This is a genomic window from Lysinibacillus sp. FSL M8-0134, from assembly GCF_038069745.1.
Classification (GTDB): Bacteria; Bacillota; Bacilli; order Bacillales_A; family Planococcaceae; genus Lysinibacillus; species Lysinibacillus irui.
The window spans coordinates 991,099-1,010,041 of sequence record NZ_JBBPAJ010000001.1 but is presented as its reverse complement, the minus strand read 5'-3'; the positions used below and the strand labels follow the sequence as shown (position 1 = coordinate 1,010,041).

At 37.4% G+C, this 18,943-nt stretch carries 19 protein-coding genes; all 19 read right to left on the bottom strand.

The features are described 5' to 3' along the window. Positions 1-4: 4 nt before the first annotated feature. Positions 5-376, bottom strand: coding sequence for a TIGR02530 family flagellar biosynthesis protein (locus MKY49_RS04895; RefSeq protein WP_274795967.1), 372 nt, complete (start codon positions 374-376; stop codon positions 5-7). 15 nt (positions 377-391) lie between these two features. Continuing rightward, complete coding sequence (gene flgD, locus MKY49_RS04890) at positions 392-1,084, bottom strand: flagellar hook assembly protein FlgD (protein ID WP_274795966.1); 693 nt, start codon at positions 1,082-1,084, stop codon at positions 392-394. Between the two features lie 2 nt (positions 1,085-1,086). Further along, a complete protein-coding gene (locus tag MKY49_RS04885; protein ID WP_341385722.1) occupies positions 1,087-2,334 on the bottom strand; it encodes a flagellar hook-length control protein FliK in 1,248 nt (415 codons plus the stop codon). A gap of 26 nt (positions 2,335-2,360) precedes the next feature. Beyond that, positions 2,361-2,969, bottom strand: coding sequence for a MotE family protein (locus MKY49_RS04880; protein WP_274795964.1), 609 nt, complete (start codon positions 2,967-2,969; stop codon positions 2,361-2,363). A 4-nt stretch (positions 2,970-2,973) separates the two neighbouring features. Further along, entirely contained in the window at positions 2,974-3,423 is a 450-nt protein-coding gene (gene fliJ / locus MKY49_RS04875; RefSeq protein WP_274795963.1) for a flagellar export protein FliJ, read from the bottom strand. Further along, the gene (fliI, locus tag MKY49_RS04870; RefSeq protein ID WP_341385721.1) at positions 3,424-4,749 is read right to left on the bottom strand and encodes a flagellar protein export ATPase FliI; all 1,326 of its coding nucleotides are present in this window, start codon (positions 4,747-4,749) and stop codon (positions 3,424-3,426) included. It abuts the gene before it with no gap. Positions 4,750-4,754: 5 nt separating this feature from the next. Beyond that, complete coding sequence (gene fliH / locus MKY49_RS04865) at positions 4,755-5,543, bottom strand: flagellar assembly protein FliH (protein ID WP_341385720.1); 789 nt, start codon at positions 5,541-5,543, stop codon at positions 4,755-4,757. Then, positions 5,536-6,549: a flagellar motor switch protein FliG gene (gene fliG, locus MKY49_RS04860; RefSeq protein ID WP_248718157.1), complete on the bottom strand. Its 1,014-nt coding sequence runs from the start codon at positions 6,547-6,549 to the stop codon at positions 5,536-5,538. The genes fliH and fliG overlap by 8 nt, the downstream gene beginning before the upstream one ends. A 15-nt stretch (positions 6,550-6,564) precedes the next feature. Further along, positions 6,565-8,157 carry a flagellar basal-body MS-ring/collar protein FliF gene (gene fliF / locus MKY49_RS04855; RefSeq protein WP_341385719.1) on the bottom strand — a complete coding sequence of 531 codons (1,593 nt, stop codon included), beginning with the start codon at positions 8,155-8,157 and terminating at the stop codon, positions 6,565-6,567. A 119-nt stretch (positions 8,158-8,276) separates the two neighbouring features. Then, complete coding sequence (fliE, locus tag MKY49_RS04850) at positions 8,277-8,582, bottom strand: flagellar hook-basal body complex protein FliE (RefSeq protein ID WP_274795959.1); 306 nt, start codon at positions 8,580-8,582, stop codon at positions 8,277-8,279. Positions 8,583-8,606: 24 nt separating this feature from the next. Then, entirely contained in the window at positions 8,607-9,068 is a 462-nt protein-coding gene (gene flgC, locus MKY49_RS04845; protein WP_274795958.1) for a flagellar basal body rod protein FlgC, read from the bottom strand. A 3-nt stretch (positions 9,069-9,071) separates the two neighbouring features. Next, a complete protein-coding gene (gene flgB, locus MKY49_RS04840; RefSeq protein WP_274795957.1) occupies positions 9,072-9,464 on the bottom strand; it encodes a flagellar basal body rod protein FlgB in 393 nt (130 codons plus the stop codon). Between the two features lie 950 nt (positions 9,465-10,414). Further along, positions 10,415-11,194: a GTP-sensing pleiotropic transcriptional regulator CodY gene (gene codY, locus MKY49_RS04835; RefSeq protein WP_004229266.1), complete on the bottom strand. Its 780-nt coding sequence runs from the start codon at positions 11,192-11,194 to the stop codon at positions 10,415-10,417. 87 nt (positions 11,195-11,281) lie between these two features. Then, entirely contained in the window at positions 11,282-12,682 is a 1,401-nt protein-coding gene (hslU, locus tag MKY49_RS04830) for an ATP-dependent protease ATPase subunit HslU (protein ID WP_274795956.1), read from the bottom strand. After that, positions 12,682-13,227, bottom strand: coding sequence for an ATP-dependent protease subunit HslV (gene hslV, locus MKY49_RS04825; protein WP_004229270.1), 546 nt, complete (start codon positions 13,225-13,227; stop codon positions 12,682-12,684). The genes hslU and hslV overlap by 1 nt, the downstream gene beginning before the upstream one ends. A 21-nt stretch (positions 13,228-13,248) precedes the next feature. Next, positions 13,249-14,148, bottom strand: coding sequence for a tyrosine recombinase XerC (gene xerC, locus MKY49_RS04820; protein WP_322605975.1), 900 nt, complete (start codon positions 14,146-14,148; stop codon positions 13,249-13,251). Between the two features lie 284 nt (positions 14,149-14,432). After that, a complete protein-coding gene (gene trmFO, locus MKY49_RS04815) occupies positions 14,433-15,746 on the bottom strand; it encodes an FADH(2)-oxidizing methylenetetrahydrofolate--tRNA-(uracil(54)-C(5))-methyltransferase TrmFO (protein ID WP_312505168.1) in 1,314 nt (437 codons plus the stop codon). Between the two features lie 23 nt (positions 15,747-15,769). Beyond that, positions 15,770-17,848: a type I DNA topoisomerase gene (gene topA / locus MKY49_RS04810; protein WP_341385718.1), complete on the bottom strand. Its 2,079-nt coding sequence runs from the start codon at positions 17,846-17,848 to the stop codon at positions 15,770-15,772. 91 nt (positions 17,849-17,939) lie between these two features. Beyond that, on the bottom strand, positions 17,940-18,836 hold the full coding sequence (gene dprA / locus MKY49_RS04805) for a DNA-processing protein DprA (RefSeq protein WP_341385717.1): 897 nt from the start codon (positions 18,834-18,836) through the stop codon (positions 17,940-17,942). Positions 18,837-18,943 lie beyond the last annotated feature (107 nt).

The following is an 18,943-nucleotide window of genomic DNA, read 5'->3' as shown; positions in this document are numbered from 1 at the left end:
GCCTTTATAGTACAATCGTGCCATCAATATTTGTAAATAGCTGTTGCTTTGCTTCCGTGCGATCCATTGCTGTAATGACAGTCGCGTTTTTAGCACTGATAATTAAAGCTGCTTGATCCATCAAAACTAATGGTTGTTTGACACCTTTTGAGCGTGCTTCAAATACCTTATCCGATACAACCTGCCATTCTTGTTCAGAGATATCGATTTTGCGCTCCATCATTCGTTCATGCGCATGCTTGCTCACCTTTAGCTCTTGCTTTGCCGCTTCTTGTAAATGCGCTTTAAACGAAGATTGCTGTGAATTGAGTGATGTAGGCTGTGTAGTGCGAATAGATGGATGCAAGGGTACACGATGAATTGAAAACTTATCCATCACTTTTCTCCACCTTTATTCGCTAATTACAGTAAAATCTTTATCTGTTAGTTTTTTATCATTATCTAAAACGTAATAAATGACGCCATCTTTATTTGAAACAGAAACGATTCGCCCTTGTAATTCTTGTTCTCCATCTTTATACGTCACATTTTTACCAATCAATTTACTTGCCTGAACGAGTGGAGATTCTGTAGCTGTGTTATCACCAGTGGTATTTGTTCCAGAGCCACCTAAGATTCCTGAAATATTGCCCGGAGTTATTTCTTTCCCATCAGCTAAAACGAATACAACACTTCCATCAACAAATTTAAGGGACTCGATAACGCCTGTTCCTTCATTAACAACAGGATTCCCTTTTTCATCTTTCTCTTCTGTAATTTCATGCCATTTAACTTCTTTGCCAACAAATGTCGAATAACTCATCATTTGTGTTTGTTGCTGTGATGCTAGTAAAGATTCCATGGCCTTTGTCATGTTTTGCATTTGCTCTAAAGAAGAAAACTGTGCCATCTGAGAAATAAATTCTCGGTCATCCATCGGATTCGTAGGATCCTGATGCTGTAATTGTGTTATTAACAATTGTAGAAAGGCATCCTTGCCAAGTTCACTATTACCTGTTTGCTTCGTAGGTTTTCTATAATTAGAGTAATAAAGGTCGTCTGTTATAGCCTGATTGGTCGCTTTCGTCGTAGTTGCATCTGCCATTGTTACACCTCCTCATTGATTAAATAGTCACTAAAGGATAATCCTTCATCGTCATCATTATTGTTTTGTTCTTGCTCATCATCTTGCTGCTGCTTAAAGAAATTATTGAAGAAGCTTTGATCCCGTTGTTGACGATCTGCATCCTGCAGTGATTGTGCGATATCCAGACGATCCACTTGAATGTTTTGCTGAACAAACGCTTGCTTTAACTGGTGTGCTTGACTGTCAAGTAACTCACGTCCATGAGCTGTAGAAGCTAGTAGACGAGCTGTCAGTACACCATCATTTTGGACAAGTTCAATACGAACGGTCCCTAGGTTTTCCGGATACAGTTTAATCGTTAAACGAGTGATCCCTTGTGCATTAGAAATTTGTGCTCTATTAATTATGGCTTGCATTTCTTTTAATAAAGCTTCTGACTGAGCAGGTTTGGCAGTTGGTAATGTTACCTGGAATGTATCTGGTTTTGTTTGAACGGTTTGTGGTGTCACCATATCATTCGTACTTGTCTCACTCTGCTTCGTTACTTGGACTTGCTGAAAACCTTGTAATGGGAAAGTTATTGTTGTTTTTGATAATACTTGTGTTCCTACTTGCGTTTGCAATGACGTTAAAATATCTTTAACCGAAGATAACAAGTTTTCTTGGTTTGACGTTAAGTCCGTTTTCTGTCCTACCAATTGGGCTAGCTTCAAGACTTGAAGAAGCTGTGTTGCCTCTTTCGGTGTTACTTGACCTTCCCCCTGTAATGCAGTACCTATTTGTGCTTGTAGGATCGGGGCTTGTGCATCCACTAATGACAATAGCTCCCAAACATCACTAGCTTCCTTTTCCTCTCCTAGCAGCTGTTGAACTATTTTTTGCAGTTGCTCTTCATCAATACCTAAGGCGTTTAATATATTGTCTAAATTAAGCATTTCATCCATCGCCACTGCTTTTCCGTCTTCACCAAGCTGAAGCATTAATAAACCATCATCATGGGGGATCCCTAGTAAATCTAGTACTTCCTCCATTGACCCAGCATTTAAAATAGATTGTAAATCATCAAGCTCATTTGTTACAGTTGTCTGCGAGGATTGGTTTGTTTGCGTTGAAGACGACATCATTTGGCCAAAAACCGTCCCGAATTTTGATATATTATCTTTAGACGATGTTCCATTGATCTTGCCTTCCGTACTACTAACTGTTGTTGGTTTTGTTGTTTTAGTAGGCGCTGATTTAGTCATCATTTGCATCATTGCTACATCCATTGTTCTTTCACCCCCTTTCACGAATCCTATTGTTTAGCCATCAGTTCAGTATATTTTGCTGCATCTTTAGCATCCATTTTCTCTAATATAGCTGCTAATTTATCAGGCTTTAAATTCGTTAAAATTCGTAGAGCTTCTGTATCACTCATATTGATCAACACAGGTGCCGCAGCTTTAGGAGACATCTTATCAAACGTCGATAAAATATCGTTGAAATCACGCTTTACTTCATCTTGCTCACGATTCAATTTTTCAATTTCAAATTGAAGCTGTTCTTTTTCTGTCATTAGTTTCTCTTTTTCGGTTGTTGTTGTATCTAGCTTCTTTTGTAGCTGTGTAATTTCTGCTTCTTTTTCTTGTATCTCTGCCTGTAAATTGACTATTTTAGAGTCGTTATTAACGACAGCATCTTTTGCTTGTTGCTCTTCTGTTGGCATAAAAGGTAAACTACCTATCGCTTTTTTCCCTAAATCAAAAACATTCGTATTCATTAACGTTGCCACAACAAGTAAAACTGCTACTACAAACATAATTGGCAGTACAATCCAAGTAAAAAACTTTAAAAAGCCCCCCTTTTTTTTCTTTGGTTGCTCTTCTATTAAATCTGCTGTTAAACGATTGTCTTTTTTCGCCATGAAATCACCTGATTTCTCTCTTGTTATACGTTTGTAATGAAATTTCGTCTAAAAAAAGGCTCTCTATACGATCTTGCTCTTGTCGGAATAGCTTAAAATCCTTTTCTCTCATTTTTTCAAATTTACGTACTTCCAAGTTTTTTTCTAATAATTTTTCTTCGTGCCAATTCATCTTTGCCCGAGCTTGTATCACTTTCTGTTGCACATCTGCAATTGTTTTCTCAAGACTATCAATAAAACGACTATAGTGATGAATTTCATCAATAGATGAGCCGATCGTTAACCGCTCCTGCTGAAACGCAATTAAATCCTCTTTCTTTTTCAGTAATTCATATAATTTTGTTGCTATTTCTTCAAAAGAACGGACAGCTTCCTTATAAGCCATTTCGGTTTCGTTTTTTTCTTGCTCACGAATAGTTAATACTTTTTCAAAACGATACACATAACTGACCATCTATTTTCCTCCACCGTTCGATAATGTTATTAACTCGTTTACACTCTCTTCTAACGTTACTTTGTCTAAGTAACCTTGTTTAAGATAAGCTGTAATGAGAGGTTCATAATAAATTGCTTCATCAATTTCTTTAGATGTTCCTCTTTTGTAAGCACCAATATTGATCAAATCCTCTGATTTGTCATATGTATAATAGAGTTCTCTTAATCGCTCAGCAGCTTTTTTATGTTCTGGCTCTGCAACATGATTCATTAGACGGCTCACGCTTTTTAAGACATTTATCGCTGGATATTGACCTTTATTGGCAAGGTTTCGATCCAATACAATATGTCCATCTAATATCCCTCGGACCGTATCCGCAATTGGTTCATTCATATCATCACCATCTACTAAAACTGTATAGAATGCTGTAATTGAACCTTTTTCATTCGTACCTGTACGTTCTAATAATTTTGGCAATATCGCAAATACAGAAGGCGTGTAGCCTTTTTGTGCAGGGGGTTCTCCCGTGGCAAGTCCTATTTCTCGTTGTGCCATAGCAACACGAGTAACGGAGTCCATCATAAGCATGACATTTAAGCCACGATTTCTAAAATATTCGGCAATCGCTGTAGCCGTAAATGCCCCTTTAATTCGCATGAGTGCTGGTTGATCTGAAGTGGCTGCTACTACAATAGAGCGACTTAAACCTTCAGACCCTAGATCACGTTCTATAAATTCACGGACCTCTCGACCACGCTCTCCAATTAATGCAATGACATTTAAATCAGCTTGGGTATTTCTCGCAATCATACCAAGTAGCGTACTTTTCCCAACCCCAGAACCAGCGAATATCCCAACACGTTGACCATTCCCAACTGTTAACATGCCATCAATAGCTTTAACCCCTACTTCAAGTCTTTCATTGATTGGTGGACGTGTCAGTGGGTTTGGTGGATCTTGCTCAGTCGGAACTGTCATTAGTCCCTTCGGTAATATGGTACCATCGATTGGATTCCCCATAGAATCCAATACTTTACCAATTAATTCAGGTCCCACCTTTACCTCTAGTGGAGCTCCCGTCCCTTCAACAAGGCAGCCAATCGATATTTCACGTAAAGAGGTGAAAGGCATTAAGATAACAATTTCATCTTTAAAACCTACAACCTCTGCTAAAATAATCTGGTGACCGTTATTTATTGTATCCACATGAATTTTACAAACATCACCAATGGAACTATCTGGACCTTGCGACTCAATCATCAAGCCGACAACTCTAGTTACTCTACCAAACTTTTTAAACGTAGGTATATGAGGAATATGTTCGATTAATTGAGCCGTTTTCATCAAGATCATTCCTTACTTTCTAATATTTCATGTAGCTTTAACCTAAGCTCATTCAATTGCTCATCAATACTAACCATAATGCGACCATGATTTGTTTCAATATAGCAATCTGTTTCATTCTCCAAATCCTCATTTACAAAAATCATAAACGGTACATCAATTGGGAACATTTCTGCTAATTCATCACGATTGGCTGTAATTAAAGCATAATAAGCTGGAGAAACATAAATTTTAATTTCTTTCATTTCTCTTGCTTCTTTTAAGCCTCTGCGTACAATCGATACAAACAGCTCGTCATTCTGTTCTAATGACGTGCCAATAATTCGTTCAGCAGCAGTTAGACCAAGCTCTAAAATAACTACTTCTTGATCATCAATATATTTTTGAGCATTTTCTTTAGCTTGAATAATAATTTCATTCGCTGTTTGAAGAGACTGAACCATCGCTTCAGTAGCTTTGTTCATACCATCTTCATAACCTTGCCCAAAGCCCTCATCATAAGCTTCTTGAACTCGATTTGGTCTCTCTTCTTCCCAGCTGAGTTTTAAGTGTTCAATCTCTTGAAAGTGCACTTGCTTTTCTTGTTCAAACTTCTCACGCTCTGTTTGCAGCATAGATTTAGCTTCTGCAAGTAACTGATCCCGCTCTGCCAATATGTCATCTATTGACAATTGATGCTGTGGCGGCATGTCAACTTGTTCAGGCTCAATCGGCTCAAACATATCACGAATTTGTATTTCCTTAACATTATCGCTATCGGATTGTGTGTAAACAGAACGGATGATTCTAGACAATGACGTCATCTCCTCCACCACGAGCAATGATAATCTCTCCAGCATCCTCTAAACGACGAATAACAGCAACAATTCGAGATTGTGCTTCCTCTACATCACGTAATCGTACAGGTCCCATAATCTCCATTTCTTCTTTAAATGTTTCCGCCATACGTTGTGACATATTGCGGAAAATAATATCTTTCACTTCTTCACTTGATACCTTCATTGAAAGCAGTAAGTCTTCGTTTTCACAATCACGAATAACACGCTGTATAGAACGATTGTCGAGTGTAACGATATCTTCGAACACAAACATACGTTTCTTGATTTCCTCTGCAAGCTCTGGATCTTGTATTTCGAGTGCATCGAGGATTGTTTTTTCCGTTTGTCGATCTACACCATTTAAAACTTCAACGACTGCATCAATACCACCCGTTTCCGTGTAATCCTGTGTCACGGTTGACGATAATTTACGTTCTAACACAGATTCAATTTCACTAATTACTTCTGGGGAAGTCGACTCCATAACCGCAATACGTTTAGCAATATCAGCTTGTACTTCCTGTGGTAATGAAGATAAAATAACACCCGCTTGCCCCGCCTCTAAATAGGAGAGAATCAGGGCAATTGTTTGTGGATGTTCATTTTGGATAAAGTTGAAAATTTGTGCTGGATCAGCTCTTCGTGCAAAATCAAACGGACGTACTTGCAAAGAAGAAGTTAAACGATTAATAATCGTTTGCGCTTGTTCAACACCGAGCGCTTTTTCTAAAACAGTTTTCGCATAGCCAATACCACCTTGTGTGATATAGTCTTGTGCTAATGCGATATTATGAAATTCTTCGATAATCTCTTCTTTAACATTTGCTTCTACTTTTTTAACACTCGAAATTTCTAAAGTTAAACGTTCAATCTCTTCCTCTGTTAAATGTTTATAAACAGAAGCTGAAACCTCAGGCCCTAATGATATTAACAAGAGTGCGGCCTTTTGTTTTCCGGTTAATTCCTTTTCTTTCTTGGACACAGCCGAACCTCCTAGTTAGTCTTCAGCAATCCAACTACGCAGTAATTTCGCAAAATCATCTGGCTTTTCTTTAGCCATTTTTTCAAGCTGCTTACGACGCATTGTAGCTTCCGTTTCAATTTCTTCATTAATATCATCAATCATTAATTCTTCTTGTTCTTCTAGGATACTTAGCTCTTCTTCTTCCTTCGCACGTTTACGTGAACGGATAATAAAGAATGCAAGAAGTAAAATAACGGCTAATAAAATACCGCCAATAACCCAAACCCACCATGGAATAACAGGTTTTTCGTCAGCAACCTCAGTTGCCTTACCGTATAGTGGTTGTACAGATACGGCTACTTTTTCATCAATTTGCTCTTGTGTAAGTTCTGCTGCAACGTCTTTGGAAATCGTTGTACGTACAATAGTACTTAAAATTTTCTCAATATCTTCGCGGACACCGTCTGGTAGCGATGCTGCGTCAGCCGCTGTCGGTGGTTCAACAATGACTTGAATGCCAATATCTTGAACTTTATAAGGAGCTTCTTGGATGTCTTTACGGATACGGTTTACATCATTATTAATCGTCTCTTCTGTACGTTCATAATCCCCGTTCCCCATTGCACCTTCGTTATAAGTAGTGAAGTTATCAGTAGTTGTTTCAGCTTCAGGTGTTCCAGCTGCAGCTGCTCCAGTACCAGAATATTGCTCTGTAATTCGTTGAGCACTAATCGCAATACCTTCCATATTTTCCTCATCAACAGGTGTCACAAGATTTTCTTCTCGATTTTCTTTTTTGAAATCAATATCTGTTGTGACAGAAACCATCACTTTATCTTGTCCCATTAACGTGCCAAGCATATTTTGCACTTGACGCTGTAGATCACGTTCAACTAATTTCTTCATTTGTAATTGTCCTTCAGCAGTAGTTGTAGAAGTTCCATCTGCTGTGGCAGCATTCAAATCAAAGTACTCTGAGAATTGGTTAGAAATCACAATATTATCAGTTTTTAAATTTGGAATACTTTTGGACACCAAATTGTACATAGTAGTAATTTGCTGTTCTGTGAATTTATAGCCGGGGTCTGTATTTAATACAATAGATGCAGTTGCCTCTTCTTGAACATCCGTAACGAATACCCCTTCTTCAGGAACAGTAATCATTACTTTTGCATCTTTAACACCCTCTAAATTTTTAAAAAGCTTCGCAATTTCTGTTTCAGTAGCTGCTTTTTTAAGTAGGTTAAATTCATTATCTGTCATACCAAATCCTGAACTATTAGCAAATGAGTAATCAATTGTACCTGTCTGTGGGTACCCCTCTGAAGCTAATTGTACTAATAAGGAGTCAACTTGCTCTTCTGGCACCAAAATAGATGTTCCACCTGGAGCAATTTGATAGGTCACACCTTGAGAATCTAACGCTTCTTTTACTTGTCCAATCTCCCTTGTCGATAAATCTTTATAAAGTGGAACATATGTAGTTTTTGAAGCAAAAAATGTCACTATGGCAGCTAGTGCGATTACGCCTACTAGGGAACCAATCATAACTATTTTTTGCTTTTTACTTCGACTCGTCCAAAATTGACTAGTGTCGTTCTTTATTTTCGTCAATCGTTCATTCATTATGAATCCTCCGGTTATAGTGAATAACCTAGCCATCAATAATTTGCGAACATAATGAGCCCACTTGTAGTGGTTATTAATCTATTTTGAAAAGGAGTCACCTTATCTAAATAATAAAATTAAACACTCATGCGCATTATTTCTTGGTAAGCTTCAATCACCTTATTGCGAACTTCAATTGTTGCGTTTAATGTAATGCTTGCCTTTTGTGATGCAATCATCACTTCGTGCAACTCCACGTCTTCACCTTTAATCAGTTTTTGAGTATATGTATCAGAAGTTATTTGCTGATCATTCACTTTAGAAATCGCTTCTTTTAACGAGTTCGCGAAGCTTTGTTGGGCTTCATAAGGTGTTGTATTAAGTTTATTTGTTTCATTTACAACCTGAGTAGGTGTCATTAGCGAAACGGACGAAATAGCCATTATGTATCTTCCTTTCTACTTAGTTTATTTACCAATCTCTAAAGCCTTAGTAAGCATTGATTTATTTGCATTAAACACAGTTATATTCGCTTCATAGGAACGCGTAGCTGACATTAAGTCAACCATTTCTTTCAATGGATCTACGTTCGGCATATTGACATAACCATCTGCATTTGCATCTGGATGAGTTGGGTCATAAACAAGTTTAAAAGGTGTTTCTTGATCTTCAGAAATTCGAGTAACTTTCACACCATTACCAACACCACTTTTGGCATTTTTACCAAGTGCAACATTCAAAAATTTTGAAAATTGTCCTTCTTGTGCACTGAACGTAACAGACTTACGTCGATATGGTTCCCACTCCCCATTCACTTGACGAGCGCGAGTTGTATCCATATTAGCCATATTAGAAGAAATGACATCCATGCGTAATCGTTGCGCTGTTAAAGCAGAGGCAGTGGTATTCATCCCGTGAAATATAGACATCTATTACTTACCTCCTTTAATAACAGTATTTAATGTATTTAATTTTCCATTTACACGATCAATCAAAGCATTGTAATAAATTTGATTCTCAGCTAATTTCGCCTGCTCAGCATCCATGTCTACAGCATTTCCGTTATTCCTATATCGCAGGTTCTCGACATTATTGACACCAGGTGTAGATTGTCGAATCGTGAAATCATAATGTCTACTATCAGTACGATAAGCAGAGATAGCTATACTTTTTTGTTCTTCCAACATACCCTTAAAACTAACATTTTTCGCCTTATAATTAGGCGTATCGACATTCGCAATATTATTCGCGATTGTTTTATGATTCAAAGTTGCATAGGAAAGTCCTTTTTCCAGGCTACTAATAGTTCCTCCAAATAAATTCAAAACTGTTCACCTCATTTTATTCCAATTTATGTACTTGTTAATTTATCCAATAATACAATTGTAATTAAGATGATACCTAGTGTCTATTGTCTTTTGTCACTTTTTGATAGTCTATATGCCCTATTTTTTATCCCACTAAACCGTGACAAAACTTCCGGAACCCTTTCGTCTCTAGGCTTCACGGAAGGATAGTATACATCTAGTTATTTTACACTATTTCGACAGTGTTTACGCTTTTAGTATTAAATACGCCTTTTTTTGAGCTTTATCGCCTTTTTATTAACTTATAAATAAAGGTCCCTTTTTACTAGTTCATTCATTACGAAAGTATTTTACAAATGAACATTTCACAATTTGTTCACTATATTCTAAAGTAACATACTAGAAAATTATATGTGCTAATGGTAGTGACAAATTGTTGAACAATATTAGGAAGAAAGAAACAAAAAGTATCATGTTTCAATATTTTTGTATAATTTCTAAAAGAGCATATAGTGCAAATACAAAAACTGAAGATACTTTTGCATAAAAAAAGCGCCTAGATTTACTCTAGAGCTTCGAACAGTAGACAATCTCAAGAAGTTTGAAAGTTTTTATTTTGATAAACTCAATGGCCAGACGCTTTCAATCGGCGAGTCGTGCTGGCTGCCTCTCTTTTCTTTTATCTACTGATATTAAATAACACTACACAAAGTGAAAAGAAACCTTGAACGAATTTTTGTGCTAGATGAAAAGCATGGACAAGATAAATATCTATAAGATGGTTAAGATAGTGAGCTTATTTTTCTACAATTTAAAGAAGCTAATCATCCGGTCGTGGCCGGTCCTTTAATGAACCACTAATGCTACAAGGTATTATATGATAAAAGGAATCGAAAATGAAGTCCCGATTCCTTTTACCAACAGTTCGAAAGCGCCTAGAGTTACTCTAGACGCTTTCATCTGTATTATTATTTCATTTTAATTTCTGCTAGAGCATTTAAGAATTTATCATTTAGTACTTTAATATAAGTACCTTTCATACCTAAAGAACGAGATTCAATTACACCAGCAGATTCAAGTTTACGTAATGCATTTACAATTACTGATCTTGTAATACCCACTCGGTCAGCAATTTTTGAAGCAACTAATAAACCTTCATTGCCATCAAGTTCTTCAAAAATATGTTCAATCGCTTCTAACTCACTGTATGAAAGGGAATTGATAGCCATTTGTACGACAGCTTTGCTACGAGCCTCTTCTTCAATTTCTTCAGATTTCTCACGTAAAATTTCCATACCAACTACTGTTGCACCGTACTCCGCTAAAATTAAATCATCATCTTCAAATTGAGAAGATAAACGAGCAAGAATCAGTGTTCCTAAACGCTCTCCACCACCAACGATTGGTACGATAGTTGTTAAAGCATTTTGGAATAAATCTTTATTTTCTACAGGAAAAGCAGTATGTTCGTTATTGATATCTAAATTCGATGATGTTTCAGAAATCGTAAATAAGCTATGAGTGTATTCTTCTGGGAATTGTCGCTCTTCGAACATTTTCTTCATACGTTCGTTTTCAATTTGTTGGTGAATTGAAATACCTAATAATTTACCTTTACGGCTTAAAATATAGACATTACTATCAATAATATCTCCTAAAGTATCAGCCATTTCTTTAAAGTTTACCGGCTTACCAGCAGAAGCTTGAAGCATCGAGTTAATTTTACGTGTTTTTTCTAATAAATTCATTATATGTTCCTCCTATAAATAATCCGAAGAGTATTTACTAAATATTCTAAAGGTTTTTAATACTGAATGATACTAATTCACTTTACCCTACAGTATAAATTGTGATAAATCTTTGTTTTTTACTATACCCGCAAGTTTTTGATCAACATACGCAGCATTGATTGGGATACTTGCTGGTGCAATTTCAGATGCTTCAAACGATAGCTCTTCAAGTAAACGTTCTAAAATCGTGTGTAAACGACGGGCTCCGATATTATCTGTTTCCTGATTAACCTCTGTTGCTATTTCAGCAATTCGCTCAATAGCATCTGTTGTGAAATGAATTTCCACGCCTTCTGTTTCTAATAATGCTTTGTATTGCAAAATAAGCGATTGATCTGGCTCTTGCAAAATTCTTACAAAGTCTTGTTTTGTTAATTTTTCTAGCTCTACACGAATTGGGAAACGGCCTTGTAATTCAGGAATTAAATCCGATGGCTTCGACATATGGAATGCACCTGCTGCTACAAACAGCATATAATCGGTTTTCACTGCTCCATATTTCGTAGTGACAGTAGATCCTTCTACAATTGGTAGAATATCTCGTTGAACACCTTCACGTGAGACATTTGCTGAAGTGTTTCCTTCTTTACTAGCAATTTTATCGATTTCATCAATAAAAATGATACCCGATTGTTCTGCTCTAGTAATAGCTTCTTGTGCCACTTCGTCAGCATCTATCAGTTTATTTGCTTCTTCTATAGTTAAAATACGGCGTGCATCTTTCACTTGCACACGGCGTTTTTTCTGTTTTTTCGGCATTAAACTAGATAACATATCCTGCATGCCGCTATTCGCAGACATATCCATTCCAGTTCCTTGAAGCGCATCAAAAATTGATGGATTTTGTTCTGTAACTTCTACAGTAACCCATTCATTTTCTAATTTACCATTGCGTAAATCAATGGCAATTTGCGCGCGCTTAGAGCGTACCTCAGCTTCATCAGTTGATGAATCGTCAGTTGATGATTGTTCTTTCCCACCGAATAACATTTCAAATGGATTTTGCATCGCCTGTTTTTTCCTTAAAGAAGGCACTAAAAGTTTGACGATTGCTTCATTTGCTAATTCCTCAGCTTGTTCCTTAACAGACTCCATCATTTCTTCCTTAACTAAACGATGTGAGGCTTCTACTAAGTCACGAACCATTGATTCAACATCTCGACCTACATAGCCTACCTCTGTAAACTTTGTCGCTTCAACTTTTACAAAAGGAGCATTTGTAAGCTTCGCAATTCTTCTGGCAATTTCCGTTTTTCCGACACCAGTTGGACCAATCATTAAAATATTTTTCGGGATAACTTCAGCCTTCATATCGTCATTTAATAACGAACGACGATAGCGGTTACGTAACGCAATGGCTACTGCTCGCTTAGCTTCATTCTGCCCAACAATATAGCGATCTAAATGCTCAGTAATTTGTCTTGGCGTTAAATTTTTTTGCGTCATTAGTTCAGCGCCTCCACGATAATATTATGATTCGTAAATACACATATTTCAGCAGCTGTTTCTAATGCCGCTTCTGCAATTTCACGAGCAGTCATCGTTTCACCTGCATATTTTTTTAATGCTCTACCCGCAGATAAAGCATAGTTTCCACCAGAGCCAATTGCCAAAATACCATCATCTGGTTCAATTACTTCTCCTGTACCTGAAACAAGTAGTAATGTCGTTTTATCCATTACTAATAACATTGCTTCTAGCTGACGAAGCATTTTATCACCACGCCATTGCTTTGCTACTTCTACTGCAGCTCGTTGTAAATTACCGTTATATTCATTTAGTTTGCCTTCAAACATTTCAAACAGTGTAAAAGCATCAGCAACGGAACCTGCAAAACCTGCAAGGACCTGCCCATTAAACAGACGTCTGACCTTCCTTGCTGTACCCTTCATCACAACTGCATTTCCCAATGTTACTTGGCCATCACCAGCCATGGCACATCCTCCGTTATGATGAACCGCAAATATCGTTGTCGCATGAATTTGTCCCATCTGCCTTCCTCCTTAGCTCTATTATGCCCTTGGATGAGCATTCATATATGTTTGACGAAGATGCTCTTTTGTTACATGTGTGTAAACTTGTGTAGAAGATAAATGAGAGTGACCTAATAACTCCTGCACCGTTCGCAAATCAGCGCCATTATTCAATAAATGAGTGGCAAAAGTATGGCGAAGCATGTGTGGGTAAATTTTCGTATGGAGTGAGGCCTTGTCAATCATTTCGTTTAAAATATGACGTACCCCTCGAGGCGTAAGTTCCCCACCGCGCATATTGACAAACAACTGCTGATGACTGGTCTTTTTCATCAATCGTGGACGAGCTTGCTCTATGTAGTCCTGCATTGCTAAACTCGCAAATTGACCAAATGGAATAATTCGTTCTTTTCGACCTTTACCCATTACTCGTATGATTGAATAATGAAAATCTACATCCTCTACTTGAATAGAAGTCAGTTCACTTACACGTATACCTGTAGCATATAACAGCTCTAATATAGCTATATTTCTCAATGATTTCAAATCATCACCAGTATTCGCATCAAATAGCTGCTTCAATTCTTCTTCGTAGAAAAAATTTGGTAAACGAGATTCCTTTTTAGGGTGATAGAGCGAACGGAATGCTCCGTCATCTAATCCGTATTGTCTATTTAGAAAGCGAAAAAAGGAACGGATCGAGGAAATCTTTCTAGAAATAGAAGCCCTTGCCCTTTTTTCTTCATACAACTTTGTTACATAAAGACGTGCATGTATATATTCAACACTCGCTAAATCATCGATTCCCTCCGTTTGCAAAAAGGTTAAAAAATCTAGCAGGTCTGATTCATATTCTCGCACTGTATGAACAGAGAAGTTCTTTTCAACTTGGATGTAAAGCATGAACTGTTCGAGTGCATCTTGGGACGAAACTAACATGGAAAGATTCACCACCAATGATTTATTAATAATTTTCTCAAATGACTGACACTTGTATAACGGATATATATATCTTTGTCATCTCTTACAAGTTTGCATCGTTTTGCTCATCATTAATAAACATACATATTGACACTAAACCTATCTTCGTAATATAGCAAGTGTAAATAGTTATATTTTGAGAAAATGTCCATACAAAATAATAAAATACGTCTAATTAAGCATTTTGTCTACAAAAAGAAAAAGCCTCTAAGAGTATATCAACTTTTAGAGGCTTTTGGCAATCAAATTGTTTGTGAATTCACAAAATTTCGAATTGTGCTCAAAGCACGTGTTGCATGCATTTCAGCACGTTCCGGTTTAGAACGGCGTCCTGGTGGTAACTCAGGGAAAATACCGAAGTTAACATTCATCGGCTGGAAGTTTTTCGATTGAGCTTCTGTTATATAACGGGCCATACTTCCTAATGCCGTTTCAAATGGGAAAATAATCGGGTCTTGCCCTAATGCTAAACGAGCAGCATTAATTCCTGCAATTAACCCACTTCCTGCTGATTCAACATATCCTTCTACACCTGTCATCTGACCTGCAAAGAAAATGTTTTTGCGTTCACGAAGTTGATATGTCTTTTCTAAAACTTTTGGAGAGTTGATGAATGTATTACGGTGCATAACACCATAGCGTACAATTTCCACATTCTCTAATCCAGGGATTAGCTGTAGTACTTCCTTTTGCGGCCCCCATTTTAGATGCGTTTGGAAACCAACAATGTTATAAAGGGTGCCAGCTGCATCATCTTGACGAAGTTGCACAACAGCATAAGGACGTTTCCCTGTTTTTGGATCTTCAAGACCTACTGGCTTCATAGGACCAAATAACATCGTTTTCTCCCCACGCGCAGCCATAACTTCGATCGGCATACATCCCTCAAAATAAATTTCTTTTTCAAATTCTTTCAATGGAACAACTTCTGCTTCTATTAATGCTTGACGGAATCGATCGAATTCTTCCTTTGTCATAGGACAGTTTAAATATGCTGCTTCACCTTTATCATAACGAGACTTCAAATAAACTTTATCCATGTCTATACTATCTTTTTCAATAATGGGTGCTGCTGCATCATAAAAGTATAAATAATCCAAGCCAGTTAAACCTTGAATTTTCTCAGCTAAAGCTTTTGAAGTCAATGGACCTGTTGCAATAACTGTAATACCTTCTGGAATTTCAGTAACTTCTTCATGAATAACCTCCACTAGTGGGTGGTTTTTTACAGCCTCAGTTACATATCCAGCAAATTCATGACGGTCTACTGCTAATGCGCCGCCAGCAGGTACTGAGCACTGATCTGCAGCTTTTAAGATAACAGAATCTAACAAACGCATTTCTTCTTTAATAACGCCCACGGCATTTGTTAAACCATTTGCACGCAATGAGTTAGAACAAACAAGTTCTGCAAACTTATCCGTATGGTGCGCCGGCGTTTGCTTTACTGGACGCATCTCATAAAGTTTAACTTTTACACCACGCTTAGCAATTTGCCAAGCTGCTTCACTACCCGCAAGTCCCGCTCCAATTACATTTACTACTTGTTCAGCCATGTTTCTTACCATCTTCCTATCTATCATTGAGTTGGTGTCTCTTCATAATCACACTTTGTACATTGAATTTGGACACCTTTTTTTATCTTTTTCTCTACTAATAATGCACTACATTTCGGGCATGGTCTACTAATTGGCTTGTCCCATGATACAAATTCACATTCAGGGTATTGGTTACAACCATAGAACAGTCTCTTTGTTTTACTTTTTCGTTCTACAATTTCGCCCGTTTCACAGGAAGGACATTTTACACCAATAGGTTTCATAATAGCTTTTGTATTTCTACAGTCCGGGAAGTTCGAACAAGCCATAAATTTGCCATATCGTCCAAGCTTATAAACCATCGGGGATCCACAATGCTCGCAATCCTCTCCAGCAGGTTCATCTTTAATCACAACTTTTTCCATAGCCTCATCTGCATGTTTTACATGAACTTCAAAGTCTTTATAAAACTCTTCCACAACATTTTTCCATTGACGACTACCTTCTTCAATATCATCTAGATCTTGTTCCATTTGTGCTGTGAATTCGATGTTTATGATATCAGGGAAAAATTCTAGTACGAGTTGGTGTACAATTTCACCTAGCTCTGTTGGCATAAAGCGTTTAGCATCTAATACAACATAGCCACGGCGCTGAATTGTATCGAGGGTCGGTGCATATGTGGATGGGCGCCCAATACCTAGTTCTTCCATTGTTTTAACAAGTCGCGCCTCTGAATAACGTGGTGGTGGCTGTGTAAAATGTTGCTTAGGCTCGATTTCAAGCGATTTTACTTGATCACCAATTTCCATTTCAGGCAAAAGTTTTGTCGTCTCTTCTGTCTGATCATCAGTACCTTCGATATACAGTTTCATAAAGCCTGCAAATTTGACTTGTGAGCCATTCGCTCGGAATAAAACATCACCATTTTGAAGATCAACTGCTACCGTATCTAATATTGCTGGAGCCATTTGGCTGGCGATAAAGCGCTCCCAAATTAAGCGATATAAACGTAACTGATCACGGCTAAGAACAGTCTTCAATTCATCTGGTGTACGCATTGTGCTTGTTGGGCGTATTGCTTCATGAGCATCCTGCGCATTCGAAGCCTTCTTCGTTTGCTTTATCTCAGTAGCAATATATTCTTTACCATACTTTCCTTCAATATAAGTTACCGCTTCCGCTTTAGCTGTATCTGAAATACGTGTTGAATCGGTACGCATATATGTGATTAACCCGACAGTTCCTTCTTTTTTCCCAATATCAATACCTTCATATAACTGCTGAGCTAGCATCATGGTTTTCTTAGCTCGGAAATTTAACTTTCGTGCCGCTTCTTGTTGTAAAGAAGATGTTGTGAAGGCTGGCGCAGCATTACGTTTGCGTTCCTTTTTCGTTACATTAACAACATTAAAGTTTGTTCCTTTTACATCTTTTAATATTGCCTTTACTTGTTCTTCATTTGTTAATTTAATTTTGTCTTTACCATTTCCATAGTAAAGTGCATCAAAGGTTTTTTTACCTTTTTCAAATGTTCCTTCAATTGTCCAATATTCTTCTGGTTGGAAGTTTTTAATTTCATTTTCACGATCAATAATCATGCGTAGAGCTACCGATTGTACACGACCTGCTGATAGACCCTTTTTCACCTTTTTCCACAGAATTGGGCTAATGTTATAGCCTACAAGTCTATCCAATATACGTCTTGTTTGTTGTGCATCTACTAAATCCATGTTAATTGGACGTGGATTTTTAAAGGACTCTATAATTGCATCTTTGGTGATTTCATTAAATACAACACGACAATCTGAGTGAATATCAATGTTTAACGCAGTCGCAAGGTGCCAAGCAATTGCTTCTCCCTCGCGGTCTGGATCGGCCGCTAGATAAACTTTCTTCACTTTTTTAGCCGCAGATTTTAATTCCTGTAAGACAGGACCTTTACCACGTATCGTAATATATTTAGGTTCAAAGTTATTCTCAGCACTAACGCCCATTTGGCTACGTGGAAGATCCCTAACATGTCCAACCGACGCTTTTACTTTATATTTCTTACCTAAATATCGTTCAATTGTTTTTGCTTTTGCTGGTGATTCTACAATCACTAAATAATCCGCCATCTATGTCTCCCCCTTAGCGAGGTCTATTACTAATTTTTTAAGTTACCTGTTGCAAAATGTATAACAGATTTTAAGATAATGCAACTTTTTTTCAATTTTTGTTAGAAAAGAGGTCCAATGTTTCAAGAATTTGATGACCATTTATTACTGGAATGGCCCCTTCTAAAAGTAATTGATTTGTTCCCCTAGACTGCATTGCATCAATAGGTCCTGGCACAACAAATACATCTTTCCCTTGCTCCAATGCAAGCTCAGTTGTAATAAGCGTGCCACTCTTCAACGCAGCTTCTGTGACAACTAAGGCCTGAGATAATCCACTAATAATTCGATTACGCATTGGAAAATGCCATTTTTCAGGCTTCATGTAAGGGGGGTATTCTGTCACTAATAGTTGGTGTTCTGCCAATTGTTTAGCAAGAATGCGATTTTCTGCTGGATAGAGATAATTAAAACCATGTCCAAGCACCGCAATTGTGTGGCCTCCCACATTAAGTGTCGCCGTATGTGCTATCGTATCAGCACCTCTAGCAAGCCCACTGACGACCGTATACCCACGTTGAACAAGTGGTGGGACTATGACATCTATCGCCCTCTTTGAATACGCTGTAGCCTTCCTAGAACCTATAATAGCTATCTGTTTATTATTTGATAACAAGGAATACTGACCTTTCACATACAATACAGTAGGTGGGCTGGATATTTCAAATAATTGCGCCGGGAAGTAGGGATGATAAAACGGTATGGGGATTATATTTGCTTGTGCATAAACCTCTTCAAATGATTTTGTCATAATTTGTCGAAAACTTTGCGAGAGTTGATATGCTTTATGTGCCGATATTTGTAAAACCTTTGCAATTTCATCATATTGAATATTTTCAAACTCGCTTAAAATATTCACTGGGGACAATAAACGCTGAAGTTTCTGAAGTGGTAATGGGTATACATAATGTAAAGCTAGTAATCTCTGGGTATCCATTGCAAGGATCATTTAACAAACCTCCTTTTATAATAGAAGAAATTAAATGACCGCAAGATAATTTCAACACAACTTTTTCATCATTATTTATGACACCTGCCACAGAATTGTCGTTTTTC

Bases quoted from the DNA above. Each gene is read 5' to 3' on its own strand.
- MKY49_RS04895 (WP_274795967.1), bottom strand. From the start codon at position 376: ATGGATAAGTTTTCAATTCATCGTGTACCCTTGCATCCATCTATTCGC.
- flgD (WP_274795966.1), bottom strand. From the start codon at position 1,084: ATGGCAGATGCAACTACGACGAAAGCGACCAATCAGGCTATAACAGAC.
- MKY49_RS04885 (WP_341385722.1), bottom strand. From the start codon at position 2,334: ATGGATGTAGCAATGATGCAAATGATGACTAAATCAGCGCCTACTAAA.
- MKY49_RS04880 (WP_274795964.1), bottom strand. From the start codon at position 2,969: ATGGCGAAAAAAGACAATCGTTTAACAGCAGATTTAATAGAAGAGCAA.
- fliJ (WP_274795963.1), bottom strand. From the start codon at position 3,423: ATGGTCAGTTATGTGTATCGTTTTGAAAAAGTATTAACTATTCGTGAG.
- fliI (WP_341385721.1), bottom strand. From the start codon at position 4,749: ATGAAAACGGCTCAATTAATCGAACATATTCCTCATATACCTACGTTT.
- fliF (WP_341385719.1), bottom strand. From the start codon at position 8,157: ATGAATGAACGATTGACGAAAATAAAGAACGACACTAGTCAATTTTGG.
- fliE (WP_274795959.1), bottom strand. From the start codon at position 8,582: ATGGCTATTTCGTCCGTTTCGCTAATGACACCTACTCAGGTTGTAAAT.
- flgC (WP_274795958.1), bottom strand. From the start codon at position 9,068: ATGTCTATATTTCACGGGATGAATACCACTGCCTCTGCTTTAACAGCG.
- codY (WP_004229266.1), bottom strand. From the start codon at position 11,194: ATGAATTTATTAGAAAAAACACGTAAAATTAACTCGATGCTTCAAGCT.
- hslU (WP_274795956.1), bottom strand. From the start codon at position 12,682: ATGACGCAAAAAAATTTAACGCCAAGACAAATTACTGAGCATTTAGAT.
- hslV (WP_004229270.1), bottom strand. From the start codon at position 13,227: ATGGGACAAATTCATGCGACAACGATATTTGCGGTTCATCATAACGGA.
- xerC (WP_322605975.1), bottom strand. From the start codon at position 14,148: ATGTTAGTTTCGTCCCAAGATGCACTCGAACAGTTCATGCTTTACATC.
- trmFO (WP_312505168.1), bottom strand. From the start codon at position 15,746: ATGGCTGAACAAGTAGTAAATGTAATTGGAGCGGGACTTGCGGGTAGT.
- topA (WP_341385718.1), bottom strand. From the start codon at position 17,848: ATGGCGGATTATTTAGTGATTGTAGAATCACCAGCAAAAGCAAAAACA.
- dprA (WP_341385717.1), bottom strand. From the start codon at position 18,836: ATGATCCTTGCAATGGATACCCAGAGATTACTAGCTTTACATTATGTA.